Below are 14,110 nucleotides of genomic sequence, written 5' to 3'. Positions count from 1 at the left end.
GTGCGCGATTACTTGGCCGGCTGTGGCCGCGCATAGGCGATGGCGAACGGACCGCCGCGCTCGAACGGCCGGAACGTGCCCTCCGGCTGCGCCAGCCGGTCGGCGACCGCCCACAGCACCGCCGCATTCACCGTGAGCCCGATGTGGCTGGCGAGACAGACCTCGATGTTTTCCGCGGTGGCCGACGGCTGCAGCACGCTGGTGCGCCAGTTCACGATGCCGTCGCCGCGCGAATAGATCGAGGTGGTCGGCACCGGCAGCGCGCCGGCCAGCGCCTGCAGATCCGCCGCCGCGACATTGTCGAGGCTCTCGCCGGACAGTCTTTCGTAGACCCACCGGCCATTGGTGGCGGTGAGATCACGCGCGAACGGGCTGCCGAGCGTGATGACGTTGCGTACCAGTTCCGGCCGGTGCAGCGCGAGATCGCGCGCATAGACGCCGCCGAGGCTCCAGCCGACCAGGCTGACCTTGCGGCCGGTGAGATCGTGGATCCGGCGCAGCCGTTCGTCGAGCTTGGCGCGCATCCCATAGACGCCGCCGATGTTGCGGCCGAGCCCCCAGGCGAAGCTGTGATAGCCGAGATGTTTCAAGAAGCGGCGCAGCAGCGCTGTGGACAGATCGCTCGCCAACAGTCCGGGCAGCACCAGCACCGGATGGCCATCACCCTTCGGCGCCTGCATCAACAGCGGCGCCAGCAGCAGGCTGGCGTTCAGCTCGAGCAGGCTGCGGGCCTCGGCCAGCAACAGCCCGAGGCTGGGCGGACGAAGCGGCGGCGTCGACGGCGCGGGATCGGGCATCGAGCCAGGTGAACCTCGCTGCTACTTCTTGTCCTTGGTCATGCTGCCGCCAAGGCCGGTCATCGTTACGAACATGTCTTGAAACCGCTCGGCGAGCTTGGGATCGAAGGTGAACCAGCTCTGCATCAGCGCCTCGGGCGAGACCTTGTCGATGTTGGCCGTCATCTGTTGCTGCAGCTTATCCATCACGGCAACCTGCATCGGCTGCACGTCGGGGAGACCGAAGAACTGCCGGGCTTCCAATGGCGTGCAATCGATCTCGACATTGACTTTCATATTCGCTCCTGACTGCTTTGATCGCCGCCCCGCCGAACCGGGCTGAACGGCGCGCGCAGTATCGCCGCGACAACCGGTGGGATGCAAGCGGTCTGAGATGCACGGCAGATCAGCCGAACCGCTCGACCGAAAACGGCTTCGGGTCGGCAAACGGCTGCTCGCCGGTGATCATTTCCGCCAGCAAGCGGCCGGTGGCGGGGCCGAGCGTCAGGCCGTGATGCTGATGGCCGAAGTCGAACCACAATCCGGGATGCCGCGGCGCAGGGCCCAACACCGGCAGCATGTCGGGCAGGCACGGCCGCGCGCCCATCCACGGTGTGGCCTCGATCGCTTCGCCAAGCGGAAACAGTTCACGCGCGAGCGGCGTCGCGCGTTCGATCTGCACCGGCGACGGCGGCGCGTCGCGGCGCGCGAACTCCGCGCCGGTAGTGAGGCGAATGCCCTTGTTCATCGGCGCCAGCAGATAGCCGCGGTCGGAGTCCAGCACCGGATGCCCGAGCACGGCGTTGCCGCGCGGCACGAAATGCTGGTGATAGCCGCGCTTGACGCCGAGCGGGATGCGATAACCGAGCTTGCGGAACACCAGGTCCGACCACGGCCCGAGCGCCACCACCACCTCGCGCGCGGCGACGCTGGAGCCGTCGGCCAACGCCAGCCGCCACAGCGCGCCGTCTTGCTCGAGCAGGCGCGCGTCGCCGTGACTGAACCGCCCGCCGTTGCGTTGGAACAGCGCGGCGTAGGCTTTCACCAGCGCACCGGGGTCGGGAATGAAGCCCGGCTCCGGCCAATGAATAGCGCCTGCAAACGGGCCGGATAGATTGGGCTCGCGCTGGGCGATGGCCTTGGCGTCGAGCACCTCGCCGTCGACGCCGAACGCACGCGCGCGCTCCAGCTCGGTGAGGCTGCGCGCCATCGAGGCCTCGGAGCGGAACAGTTTGGTCCAGCCGGTGCGGCGCAACAGCTGCGGCACGCCGGCCTGCTCGATCAAGGCTTCATGCTCGGTGAGGCTGCGCCGGATCAACGGCAACGCCGCCATCGCGCTGTGCAGCGACCGTTGCGGCGACGACGCCAGGAAATAGCGGATCAGCCACAGCAGATAGTCCGGCAGACCGGATAATTGGTAGTGCACGTCGGTGGAGCGGTTCAGCGAATAGCGCAGGAAGTGGCGCAGATCGCGCGGGAAGATGTAGGGGAACACCGAGGCGCATTCGATCAGCCCGGCATTGCCGTAACTGGTCTCCTCGCCGGCCTGGTCGTGCTTGTCGACCAGCACCACGTCGCGGCCGCGCTGCTGCAGATGCAGCGCCGCGCTGACGCCGACAACGCCGGCGCCGAGCACCAAAACATCAACTTTACGCTCAGTCATCACATTCCCCGCCGACGGCGGACGGCGCCCATCAGGTCGGGCTCAGTCCGAGCTCGGCGATTTCCTTGTTGCGGTCGGATTCAGCCTGCGCGCGGTGATCGGTACCGATCGCGACATACACCGCCGGCAGCACGAACAGCGTGAACAGCGTGCCGATCGACATCCCCGACACCACCACGAGGCCGATCGAGAACCGGCTGGCGGCGCCGGCGCCCGACGCGGTCAGCAGCGGCAGCAAGCCGGTGACCATCGCCGCCGTCGTCATCAGGATCGGTCGCAGCCTGACGCGGGCCGCCATCTCGATCGCCGAGCGCTTGTCGAGCCCTTCGTTGAGCTGCAATTCGCGGGCAAACTCCACCATCAGGATGCCGTGCTTGCTGATCAGGCCGATCAGCGTCAGCAGTCCGACCTGGGTGTAGATATTGATGGTGGCGACGCCGAAGAACAACGGGATCAGCGCGCCCGAAATCGCCATCGGCACGCTGATCAGGATCACCAGAGGATCGCGCAGGCTTTCGAACTGCGCCGCCAGCACCAGGAAAATGATGATCAGCGCGAAGCCCATGGTGATGGCCAGCTGGTTGCCTTCCTGGACGTATTGCCGGGCGTCCGCCAGATAGTCGTGGCCGAAGCCGGACGGCAGGTTCTTGGCCTGCGCTTCCAGGAAGTCGACCGCCTGGCCGACGGTGACGCCGGGCATCGGCACCGCCTGGAAGGTCGCCGAATTCAGCTGGTTGTAATGCGTCAGCGCGTTCGGGTCGGTCGCGGTCTCGATCGACACCAGCGTCGACAGCGGCACCTGCTGGCCGGTGGCGGTGGGCACGTAGTAATTCGCCAGCGAATCCGGCGACAGCCGCAGCGCGCGCGGCACCTGCGGAATCACCTGATAGGACCGGCCTTCGAGGTTGAAGCGGTTGGTGTAGTTGCCGCCGAGCAGCGTCGCCAGCGTATTGCCGATCTGCGACATGGTGATGCCGAGATCGTTGGCCTTGGTGCGGTTGATCTTGACCCGGACCACCGGTTGGTTGAAATCGAGATCGCTGTCGGCGACGATGAACAACCCGCTCTTGCGCGCGGCGTTCTTCAGCTTGACCATTTCCTCATAGACCGACTGGAATCCGTTGGTGGAATTGATCACCATCTGGATCGGCAGACCGCCCGGCCCGCCCGGCAGCGCCGGCAGGTTGAAGGCGAAGGCGCTGACGCCCTCGATCTTGCTGAGGTCGGCCTGCACCAACGGCTTCAGCTTGGTCGACGAGCGGGTGCGCTCGTCCCACGGCTTCAGCAGCATGCCGGCGATGCCGTTGCTGGGACCCGCGGTGCCGTTGATCACGAAGCGCAGATCGGTCTCCGGATATTTCGCGAACACCTTGTCGAGCTTGTCGCCGTAGAAATCGGTGTAGTCGATGTTGGCGTATTTCGGCGCCTTGACGACCGCGAACAGGATGCCCTGATCCTCTTCGGGGGCGAGTTCCTTGGACGTGTTCTGGTACAGAAAGCCGACCAAGAACAGGATCGCCACCGCGAACAGCGCGGTGACCGGACGATAGTCCAGCGAGCGGTCGAGCTGGCGGCCGTACCAGCGCGTGCAGGCGCTGAACACCGCGTCGACCTTCTTGCCGAACCAGCTCTGATCGTGCGGCCGCAGCAGCACCGAGCACATCATCGGCGACAGCGTCAGCGCGATCACGCCGGATACGATCACCGAGCCGGCCAACGTGAAGGCGAATTCGCGGAACAGCGAGCCGGTCAGCCCGCCGAGGAAACCGATCGGCGCGTACACCGCCGCCAACGTGATCGTCATCGAAATCACCGGGCCGACGATCTCACGGGCGCCCTGCAACGAGGCCTGGACTGGACTCTTGCCCTCCTCCAGATGGCGATGGATGTTCTCCACCACCACGATGGCGTCGTCGACCACCAGGCCGATCGCCAGCACCATCGCCAACAGCGTCAGCAGATTGATGCTGAATCCCATCACCATCATCAGGCTGCAGACGCCGATCAGCGACAGCGGAATGGTGACGACCGGGATGATCACCGAGCGGAACGAGGCCAGGAACAGGAAGATCACCACCACGACGATGCCGATCGCCTCGATCAGCGTCTTCTCCACCTCGTCGATCGAGGAACGAATGAACTTGGTGGAATCGTAGGCCACCTTCATCTTCAGTGACGGCGGCAGGTTGCGTTCGATCTCCGGGAACAGCTTGCGCACCCCGGTGACGATGTTGAGCGGGTTGCCCTGCGGCGTGGCCTGCACGCCGATGAAGATCGCGTGCTCGCCCGAGAAGGCGACGCTGGCGTCGGTGCTCTGCGCGCTGAGCTCGACGGTGGCGACGTCCTCCATTCGCACGAAGCCGCCGTCCTTGGCCTTCACCGTCATCCGCTTGAACTGCTCGACGTTCTGCAGGTCGGTGTTGGCGGTGACGTTGGAGACGATGAAATAGCCCTTGGTCTGGCCCGCAGCAGACTGGAAGTTGTTGGCGCGGATCGCCGCGGAGATATCGTCGGGCGACACCCCGCGTCCCGCCATCCGCACCGGATCGAGCCAGATCCGCATCGCGAAGGTCTGGCCGCCGAGAATATCTGCCGAGGCGACGCCGTCGACCGTCGACATGATCGGCTGCACCACGCGGGTGAGGTAGTCGGAGATCGCCGAGCCAGACAGTTCCTCGCTGGCGAAGCCGATATACATCACCGCGGTGGTCTGGCCGGTGGATTTCAGGATCACCGGGTCGTTGGCTTCCTTCGGGATCAGGTACTTGACCGAATTGACCTTGGACAGCACCTCGGTCAGCGCCTGGTTCGGGTCGACGTTGAGCTTGATGTAGACCGAGATCAGGCTCTGGCCCTGGGTCGAGGACGAGGTCATGTAGTCGACGCCTTCGGCGGCGGCCACCGCCTGCTCGATCGGCGTGGTGATGAAGCCCTGCATCAGTTCGGGCGAGGCGCCCGGATAGGTGGTGGTGATGGTCACCACGGTGTTCGACAGCTTCGGATATTGCCGGATCGGCAGGCTGGTCGCCGCCTTGAAGCCGATCAGCAGGATCAGCAGGCTGACCACGAGCGACAGCACCGGCCGCTTGATGAAGATATCGGTGATGGCCATCGCTGGTGCTCCTTGAGCGTCATCGGTTGAACCGGGATCGGTCGGCCCGGCGACGCAGCATCGTCTTGGGACTCCGGTTCCCGCTGACCGGGACCAGAATTGATCTCATGTGGCGTGATCGAGACCGGACCAGGCGATCGGCCTGGTCCGGCCGGAGTTAGTTCCGCGGCGTCGTCGCCGGAATCGGCGGCGCCGGATCCGTCGAAATCGCTACTGCGGCGCCGGATTGCAGCTTCAATTGGCCGACCGCGACCACGCGGTCGCCGGGCTTCAGCCCGCTCTGGATCACCGCCTGGCCGTTCGACCGATCGCCGGTGCGGACGAAGGTGCGCACCGCGGTCAGGCTCTCGGTGTCGTCCTCGGCCTTCTTCGGCGTGATCAGATACACCGCGTCGCCATACAGCGTGTAGTCGACCGCGGTCTCCGGAACGGTGATCACCGCCGGCTTGTCCGGCAGCACCACCGTGGTGGTGGCGAACATGCCGGGCTTCAGGATGTGGTCGGGGTTCTGGATCGTGGCCTGCACCCGGATGTTGCGGGTGTCGGTGTTGATCTGCGGTTCGATGGTGGTGATCTTGCCCTCGAACACCTTGCCCGGATAGGCATCGACCGCGACGCGCACCACCTGCCCGACCTTGAGCGTGCCGGAATCCTTCTCGGTGACGGTGAAGTTGGCATAGACCGCCGACAGATCGGTCAGCGTCACGATCTGGGTGCCGGCGGTGAGAAATTGGCCGACTTCGGCATGGCGGACGCCGAGCACGCCGTCGAACGGCGCGCGCACCAGCTTCTGCGAAATGATCGCCTCGGTCTTGGCAATGCCGGCATTGGCTTGGTCGAACGCGGCCTGCGCCGAATCCACCGTGGCCTGCGGCCCGAACTGGCGCGCCGCCAATTGCTTGGCGCGGTCGAGCGACAGTTGCGCGACGGTGGCCTGCGCCTTGAAGCTGGCGAGGTCGGCGCGGTCGGGTTCGTCGAACAATTGCACCAGCGGGCTGCCCGCCTTCACGACGGCGCCGGCGGTGAACATGATGTCGGTGATCCGGCCGTTGACGTCGGAGGTGACGTTGACCTGATGCACGGCGGCGAGGTCGCCGACCGCGATCAGCAGATTCGGGATCACCTGGGACTTGGCTTCGGCCACGGTGACGCTGGTCGGCGGCGGCTTATTGTTGGCGAAGAACTGCGCAATCATGTGATTGCGAAACGCGTTGAAGCCGACGATGCCGCCGACCAAAAGCGCCAGCAAGACGCCTACGATGATGAACCAACGGGTCATCCGTACCGGACGCGGGCGCGGTTTTTCCTCGAGGGCTCGCGCCGAATTTGGCGAGTCTGCTGCAATCGTCATGTCATGCACTTTCTGCCGGTGCCGGTCGCGTTTCGCTCACCGGCATGTCACGATCCATATGCGCGGCGATCGCCGCTTCGTTCAGTCCAATGCCGCGCAGGATGAATTCACATATCTGCCGCTCGAGATCGATGGCGTCGTCGTAGGAGAGACACGGCGTCGTCGGCAACCTCGAAAGCCCCGCCATCAAAACGGTGTGGTGGGCGAACCAGAACAGGTTCAACGGCTCGCGCCCTACCCGCGATGCCTCGCCCGACAGCACCGCGCGATCGAGAGAAGCCGTGAACACTGGTCCTATCAAAGCTCCTACTTTCTGGTAAAGAAGCCGCGCGAATTCGCCGTCATCCAGCTGACTGCTCATCATCAGTCTTAACCGTTGGGCATCTTCCTGGTCGGGCACTTCGCTGACATGCAGAAAATGCGCCACCATGCCGCGAACCAGAACGACCAGGGTTTGCGTCGACGGCTCCAGGCCGAGCAGGCCATGCATCGCCGGCGCCGCCTCGCATTCCTCCGCCAGGATTTCGGCATAAAGCGCCGATTTGCTCGGGAAATGCTTGAACAGCAATCCTTCGGAAATCGACGCCGCCGCCGCGACGCTCTTGGTGGTGGTTCCGGCGAAGCCGTGGCGGGCGAAACAGCGCTTCGCCGCGCTCAGGATCAACTCCCGGCGCAAATCACTCGTCATTCGCAACGTGCTCATCGTCGTGAGTAAGCACTCACCTTAGATGGTGTCAAGCCGAATGCTGCGGCGCACTAAGATGTGATCGATCATGGAGGGCGTTTGCGACCGGCGGTTTACGGTTTGGTGACGACGCCCGCGCGCCAGGAAAGCCGCGTGGGCGCGGTTGCATTCCGTAGCTGACACTGCGCAGCATGAGCCCCGGCGACAAAGCTGCCGCCGGCCGGGTCTCCGAGAGGTCGAGACGCCGTGGCGCGGCCTCGGTGAGCGCCGACCCAACCCGACATGGCTCGCCTATTTACTAGTATACGGCTTCCCATGTGACCCGCTGCAGCAGCCTCAATCGCGCGCTGCGGAAAATTTCAGCGATATACGAACGTAACCAGTGGTAGTGTAAAAGACGCAATCGCCGTCAGTCCTCAGGGGCCGAAGTCACCCACACCAATCCGGAACAGTTATGCAGGCTCTTTTTATCGGACAAACCTATATCGACGTCACCTTCATCACCGATCACATGCCGACAGGAGACGAAAAGCACGTAGCCTCCGACTATGCGGTGTCGTTCGGCGGCAATGCGGTGACCGCGGCGTTCTGCTGCGCCAAACTCGGCATCGAGCCGGACGTGATCGCCACCGTCGCGAATGACTGGCTCGGCCGGATGTTTCAGGACATGACGGCGAAGTACGGTATCTCGGTGCACCCGCGCAAGGTGAAGACCTCGTCGCTGTCGTTCATCATGCCGAAGGACGGCAAGCGCGCCATCGTGCGCTGCCGCGACGACGAGCATATTCATCCTTATCCGGTGCTCAACCTCGGCGGCTGCCGCGCACTACATGTCGATGGCCATCAGCCCGATGCCGCGATCCATTACGCCCAGCTGTGCCGCGAGGCCGGCATCCTGACCTCGCTCGACGGCGGCGGGTTGCGCTCCAACACCCATGAGCTGTTGGAATTCATCGACGTCGCGATCGTCGCCGAGCGGCTCTGCGAGCAGATGAATCTCAGCCCGGAGGCGATGCTGGACTATCTGAAGGACCGCGGCTGCAAGATCGGCGGCGTCACCCGAGGCGAGCGCGGCCTATTGTGGTTCGACGAAACCCGCCAGACCCGCACGCTGCCGGCTTTCAAGGTGCCGCACGCCCGGGTGCTCGACACCAACGGCGCCGGCGACGTGTTTCACGGCGCCTATATCTACTCGTATCTCAGCCACCCGTCATGGAGCTGGAACGAGCATTTCCACTTCGCGCAGGCGGCGGCAACCTTCAAGATCCAGCATCTCGGCAACGAGGCCGGGCTGCCGACGTTGGCCGACATCGACGTGGTCCAGCAGGAGTTCGCCGCCACGGCGTAACCGCGGCGGAGCCTCTGCCCTGCGGCAGAGGCTCGCCTGCCGGCGCTCAGGCCAGCGCTTTTTTCAGGTCGAAGCTGAGATCGACCGCCTGCTCCGGCGTGATCGAGCGGCCGGTCGGCAGCATCTTGCGGCCGAACACGTGGTCGGCGGCGCGGTTGACCGATTCGATGCCGATCAGCTTGCCGTCCTTGTAGCAGAACGCCGAGAACGACCGCTCGGCGACGCTGCCGCGCACCACCACCTGGTCGAACCCGGCGGTGAGCCCGGCGATCTGCAGCTTGTCGTCGCCCTGGTCGCTCCAGAACCACGGATAGCCATCATAGGTCTTGGCGTCGCCGGTCAATCGCGCGGCGACGCAGCGCGCCTGGTCGGTGGCGTTCTGCACCGACTCCAGCCGCATCAACTCGCCGAACCGTTCGCTGGCGAACAGCGCGCAATCGCCAATCGCCGAGACGTTCGGGTCGGCGGTCAACAGCTGCTCGTTGACGATCACGCCGGACGCGGTAGGCAGTTCGGCCGCGGCGGCGAGTTCGACATTGGGAATGACGCCGACACCGACCACCACGAGGTCGGCCTCGATCCGGCGGCCGTCTGAGAGGCTGACGCCGCTGACTTTGCCGTCGGTAGCCTCGATTTCAGTGGCGCGGACGCCGTAATGGATGCGGATGCCGGCCGCGGTGTGGCGATCGTGGAAGTAGGCGGAAATCTCCGGGGTCACCGCGCGCGACATCACCCGCGGCGCCAGTTCGAGCACGTCGACTTCGAGTCCCTTCGAGCGCGCGGTGGCGGCGAATTCCAGCCCGATGAAGCCGGCGCCGATCACTACCGCGTGCTTGCGCAGCGGCATCCGCTGCCGCACCAATTCGCTTTCGTCCATCGTGCGCAGATACAGCACGTCCTCGAGCGTCGCATTGGGCACGTCGAGCAGCCGGTTGCGCGCGCCGGTGGCCAGCACCAGGTGGCCATAGTCCAGCGAATTGCCGGAGCCGAGCAGCAGTTTGCGCGCCGCACGATCGATCGAGACGACGCGATCGGAGACCAGCTCGATATTTTGCTCGGTGAAGAATTTTTCCGGCCGGAACATCAGCGAGTCCGGCGCGCCCTCGCCCTTCAGATAGGCTTTCGACAACGGCGGGCGTTGATAAGGCAGATGTTTCTCGTCGTTGATCAGCACGATGCGGCCGGCGAATTTGGCCTGGCGCAGCGATACGGCGACTTGAAAGCCGGCGTGTCCGGCTCCCACGATCAAGACCGGTCCGGTCATCGTCATACTCATGTTGTTAGGGTGCGAATTTCTGGCTGTGTGAACAGCGTGTGACGGGCGAACAGAAGCGGCCTGCCTCTAGCACAAACCCGGCCCGATTGTGAGCTTTTCGCCGCCGGCGGCGATCTGCGAGATTAGACTAAAGTACCGACGGCGGCCCGCCGGCGCCGCTCACGCGGCATTCAATAAGGTGGCGGCTGGCGATCCAACACCTCGCCCCGGGCGCCCTCCAGCAGGTCCAACTCCACCACCTCGATCACCAGCGGTCCGCGGCGGCGCACGACCTCGCCGACCTTTTCGATTCGGGCAAACGCCGCCTTCAAATCCGGCAACTCGGCGGCGTTGGTCTCCCCCACCAGCAACAGCTTGCCGGAGAGCAAGCCGGGATCCGGCTCCGGGGCGTTGACCCAGCGCATCCGCTGGGTGCGTTGCGCCACGCATGTCGCCTTCGGCAGATAGAAGGCGAGCCACGCCGTGTTGCCATAGTCGTCGGCCAGCACGCAGCCGGCGCCGACGCGCGCCCGCACCGCTTCGATCTCGGCGGCCATTTGCACCACGCCGACGCCGACCGTGCGCACCGTGGCGTCGCGGCGAAAACCGGTCAGCAGGCCGGTATTGGCCTGCACCGCGGCGATCGCGAACAGAGCCACCCCGGTCGGCGCCGCCCAGCGCGCGCAGAACGCGACCACACGCCGCGTCAGCGGCCGCCAATCGACGCGATGCACCGCAACCGCGGCGGCGATCGCGAAGGCCGGATAGATCGGGCTCAGCCAATTGGCCTCGACCCTTGCGTGGAAGGCGTGCCAGGCGAAATAGCCGGTGATGATCCAGACCGTGGCATTGAGCAGCGCGCGCGACGCCGGCGCCCCGCTGCCGCGGCGCCACAGCGCATAGAGCCCGTAGCCGCCGAGCACGAACACCAGCGGCGTCGCCAGCGCGAACTGCGTCGGCAGCAATTCGGCGAGGTAGCCCGGCCTGAAGCTTTCGATCCGGGCGCGCCCGAGTTGCTTGATGAACGACACCCACTGGTGATCGGCGTTCCAGACGATCACCGGCGCGAACATCAAGAGCGCGATCAGACCGCCGAGGTAAGGCCAAGGCGATCGCAGCCAGTGCCGCAGCTGAGGCACCGCGACCAGCCAGATCAAGATCACCGGGCCAAAAAACATCGCGGTGTATTTTGATAACAGCGCCGCGCCGACCGCTGCGCCGACGCCGAGCCACCACGCGCCGCGCCCGGTCGAAAGCACCTTGGCGAGGCCGTACAGCACGAAGCTCGAGGCGACCAAGAGCGGCGCATCCGGGGTGACGATGGTGGTGCCGGCGGCCGCCATCAGCGTGGCGTTGAACATCACGGTCGCGGTCGCGGCGACGCGGCGGTCGTCAAACAGCATTTCGGCGGAACGAAACACCGCCCAGCTCATCGGCAGTCCGAGCAGGATCGAAACCAGCCGGACGCCGAACTCGGTGTCGCCGGCGATCAGGGTGCCGAGCCGGATCACCACCGCCACCATCGGCGGATGGTCGTAATAGCCCCCCGCCAGATGCTTCGACCACATCCAGTAATAGGCTTCGTCGAAGGTCAGCGGCGTGACCGCGCCGACGAATAGCCGCAGCGCCACCAAGCCGACCACAGTCAGCGCGGTGAGCCGCGCCAGTCGCTGCTCGGTCATCGCCGGGTCATCGCTTTCGCCAGACGAACAGCCCGGACATCGCGTAGTTCCACACCACGCCCATCAGCGCGCCGGCCGCCCCCGCCAGCCACCAGATCGGCTGCTGGTTGTAGACCGAGAAGGCGACGCCGACATTGGCGAGCAGGCCGACGCTGCACACCAGATAGAACAGCAACAGCCCGCGCAGGATGCGCGCGCCCTTCAGCCGCTGGTCGCGATAGGTCAGGAAATTGTTGAGCAGGAAGTTGCTGGTCATGGCGAGCAGCGCGGCGATGCCCTGTGCCTCGGCGAACGGCACGTCCAGCAGTTCGAGCACGACGTACAGCCCGGCGAAATGCACCAACAGGCCGATCGAGCCGACCATCGCGAACAACAGGAAGCGCAGCGAGACGATGTCGTTGGTGAATTTCGCCAACACCAGGCCGAGGAAATCCAGCATCACCATGGAGTCGAGCTTGCTCTCGCCATGCAGGCGGGTGGCAAAGGTATAGGGAATTTCCACAATGCGCAGCGCGCCGTGCGCGGTGGCGATGACGTCGAGCAGGATCTTGAAGCCCTGGGTCGACAATTGCGGCGCCAATTGCTCGAAGCGCTCGCGCCGGATCATGAAGAAACCGCTCATCGGATCGGCGACGTCGATCCGCAGCACGCGCTTGGCCACCTCGGTCGCCAACGCGCTGGCGCCGGCGCGATGTTTGTTGAAACTGTCGGCGCTGCCGCCTTCGATATAGCGGCTGCCGATCACCAGATCGGCTTGGCCCGCCTGCAGCAGCCCGAGCATCTTCGCCAGTTGGGTCTCGTCGTGCTGCAGGTCGGCGTCGATCACCGCCACATAGGGCGCGCTGGACGCCAGGATGCCCTCGATACAGGCGCCGGACAGCCCGCGTCGGCCGATCCGGCGGATGCAACGCGCCCGGGAATCGCCGCTGGCCAACCCGCGCACCACGTCGCTGGTGCCGTCGGGCGAGTTGTCGTCGACGAACACCGCCTCCCAGGCGATCCCGGACAAGGCAATCTGCAGCCGCTGAAACAGCGGGGTCACATTGTCGCGCTCGTTGAAAGTGGGCACGATGACGGACAACTGCAGCGGACCTTGGGTGTGCGGCGGGGTCATGCTGCTCGGTCTGACGGTTTCATTCATGGCGCCAGCATATATCTGTGGCGCCGGACGATGCCAAGGCGGCCACAGAGTTGCCGGATTAGATCTTGCGCAGGGGATGTTGGGGGAATCGGGTGGTCGGACCCGCAGGCGCCGATAAAATCGGCCTTAAAATGCTAACGACCACGAACAACAGGTGCGCGTACATCCGGCGCTCCCTGATTATTCTGTGGTCGTTCCAGCGCCGGATGCTGGGAAGCATCGACGTCGCCGTTAAATGCTAGATGGGGGCGGTCAGGCGATTGCGCAAGGGGCAACACGATGGCAGGCAAAATCCACATCGGCATCGGGGGTTGGACCTTCGCGCCGTGGCGCGGGGTATTTTATCCCGAGAAGCTGCCACAGGCGAAGGAACTCGGCTACGCCGCCTCGCAGCTGACCTCGATCGAAATCAACGGAACCTTCTACGGCTCGCAGAAGCCAGAAAGCTTCCGCAAATGGGCCAGCGCGGTGCCCGACGGTTTCGTATTTTCGCTGAAGGGGCCGCGCTTCGTCACCAACCGCAAGGTGCTGGCCGAGGCCAGCGACAGCATCGACCGATTCTACCGCTCCGGGGTGCTCGAACTCGGCGACCGGCTCGGCCCGGTGCTGTGGCAATTCGCGCCGACCAAGAAATTCGACGCCGGGGATTTCGCCCGATTCCTCGATCTGTTGCCGCGGCACCTGGAAGGCCGCGCGCTGCGCCATGTGGTGGAGGTCCGGCACGACAGCTTCTGCGTGCCGGAGTTCATCGCGCTGCTGCGGCAACACGGCGTTCCGGTGGTGTTCTCGGAACATGCGACTTATCCGGCGATAGCCGACTTGACCGGCGACTTCGTCTATGCCCGGCTGCAGAAAGGCCAGGAGACGGTGAAGACCGGCTATCCGCCGAAGGCGCTCGACGCCTGGGGCGAGCGGCTGCAAATGTGGGCCAAGGGCGGCGAACCCGCCGATCTGCCGCGCGTCGACAAGACCAAGCCGAAAAAGCAGCCGCGCGACGTGTTCGCCTATGTGATCCACGAGGCCAAGCTGCGCGCGCCGGCGGCGGCGATGGCCTTGATCAAGCGCGTGACCTGACCTGCCGGCCAACGAAGCTCGGG

The 14,110-nt window shown here is 65.1% G+C and carries 11 protein-coding genes; 2 read left to right on the top strand and 9 right to left on the bottom strand.

The genetic code is table 11. The features are described from left to right. Positions 1 to 8 precede the first annotated feature (8 nt). From RPC_RS08290 to RPC_RS08265, 6 genes are all read right to left on the bottom strand, one after another. Positions 9 to 797, bottom strand: a complete 789-nt coding sequence (locus RPC_RS08290; protein WP_011472120.1) for an esterase/lipase family protein — start codon at positions 795 to 797, stop codon at positions 9 to 11. A gap of 21 nt (positions 798 to 818) precedes the next feature. Then, positions 819 to 1,073: a DUF6489 family protein gene (locus RPC_RS08285; protein WP_011472119.1), complete on the bottom strand. Its 255-nt coding sequence runs from the start codon at positions 1,071 to 1,073 to the stop codon at positions 819 to 821. Positions 1,074 to 1,182: 109 nt separating this feature from the next. Next, positions 1,183 to 2,439 carry an NAD(P)/FAD-dependent oxidoreductase gene (locus tag RPC_RS08280; protein WP_011472118.1) on the bottom strand — a complete coding sequence of 419 codons (1,257 nt, stop codon included), beginning with the start codon at positions 2,437 to 2,439 and terminating at the stop codon, positions 1,183 to 1,185. Between the two features lie 31 nt (positions 2,440 to 2,470). After that, positions 2,471 to 5,551: a MexW/MexI family multidrug efflux RND transporter permease subunit gene (locus tag RPC_RS08275; RefSeq protein ID WP_011472117.1), complete on the bottom strand. Its 3,081-nt coding sequence runs from the start codon at positions 5,549 to 5,551 to the stop codon at positions 2,471 to 2,473. Between the two features lie 157 nt (positions 5,552 to 5,708). Beyond that, the gene (locus RPC_RS08270) at positions 5,709 to 6,902 is read right to left on the bottom strand and encodes an efflux RND transporter periplasmic adaptor subunit (protein ID WP_011472116.1); all 1,194 of its coding nucleotides are present in this window, start codon (positions 6,900 to 6,902) and stop codon (positions 5,709 to 5,711) included. 1 nt (position 6,903) lies between these two features. After that, positions 6,904 to 7,605, bottom strand: coding sequence for a TetR/AcrR family transcriptional regulator (locus RPC_RS08265; RefSeq protein WP_011472115.1), 702 nt, complete (start codon positions 7,603 to 7,605; stop codon positions 6,904 to 6,906). A 436-nt stretch (positions 7,606 to 8,041) separates the two neighbouring features. Here RPC_RS08265 and RPC_RS08260 point away from each other — a divergent pair, with 436 nt between their 5' ends. Continuing rightward, positions 8,042 to 8,935 carry a sugar kinase gene (locus RPC_RS08260; RefSeq protein WP_011472114.1) on the top strand — a complete coding sequence of 298 codons (894 nt, stop codon included), beginning with the start codon at positions 8,042 to 8,044 and terminating at the stop codon, positions 8,933 to 8,935. A gap of 46 nt (positions 8,936 to 8,981) precedes the next feature. On the opposite strand, the gene RPC_RS08255 is transcribed toward RPC_RS08260, so the two are convergent. The 3 genes from RPC_RS08255 to RPC_RS08245 form a co-directional block, all read right to left on the bottom strand. Next, positions 8,982 to 10,199 (bottom strand): NAD(P)/FAD-dependent oxidoreductase, encoded by a 1,218-nt coding sequence (locus RPC_RS08255; protein ID WP_041802587.1) that lies wholly within the window; start codon positions 10,197 to 10,199, stop codon positions 8,982 to 8,984. Positions 10,200 to 10,381: 182 nt separating this feature from the next. Further along, positions 10,382 to 11,872, bottom strand: a complete 1,491-nt coding sequence (locus RPC_RS08250) for a glycosyltransferase family 39 protein (protein ID WP_011472112.1) — start codon at positions 11,870 to 11,872, stop codon at positions 10,382 to 10,384. Positions 11,873 to 11,879: 7 nt separating this feature from the next. After that, positions 11,880 to 13,013, bottom strand: coding sequence for a glycosyltransferase (locus RPC_RS08245; RefSeq protein WP_011472111.1), 1,134 nt, complete (start codon positions 13,011 to 13,013; stop codon positions 11,880 to 11,882). A 279-nt stretch (positions 13,014 to 13,292) separates the two neighbouring features. Between RPC_RS08245 and RPC_RS08240 the strand changes: the two genes are divergently transcribed. After that, complete coding sequence (locus RPC_RS08240) at positions 13,293 to 14,087, top strand: DUF72 domain-containing protein (protein WP_011472110.1); 795 nt, start codon at positions 13,293 to 13,295, stop codon at positions 14,085 to 14,087. Positions 14,088 to 14,110 lie beyond the last annotated feature (23 nt).

Source organism: Rhodopseudomonas palustris BisB18 (genome assembly GCF_000013745.1).
GTDB lineage: Bacteria > Pseudomonadota > Alphaproteobacteria > Rhizobiales > Xanthobacteraceae > Rhodopseudomonas_A > Rhodopseudomonas_A palustris_F.
This window is presented reverse-complemented; position numbering and strand designations above follow the sequence as displayed.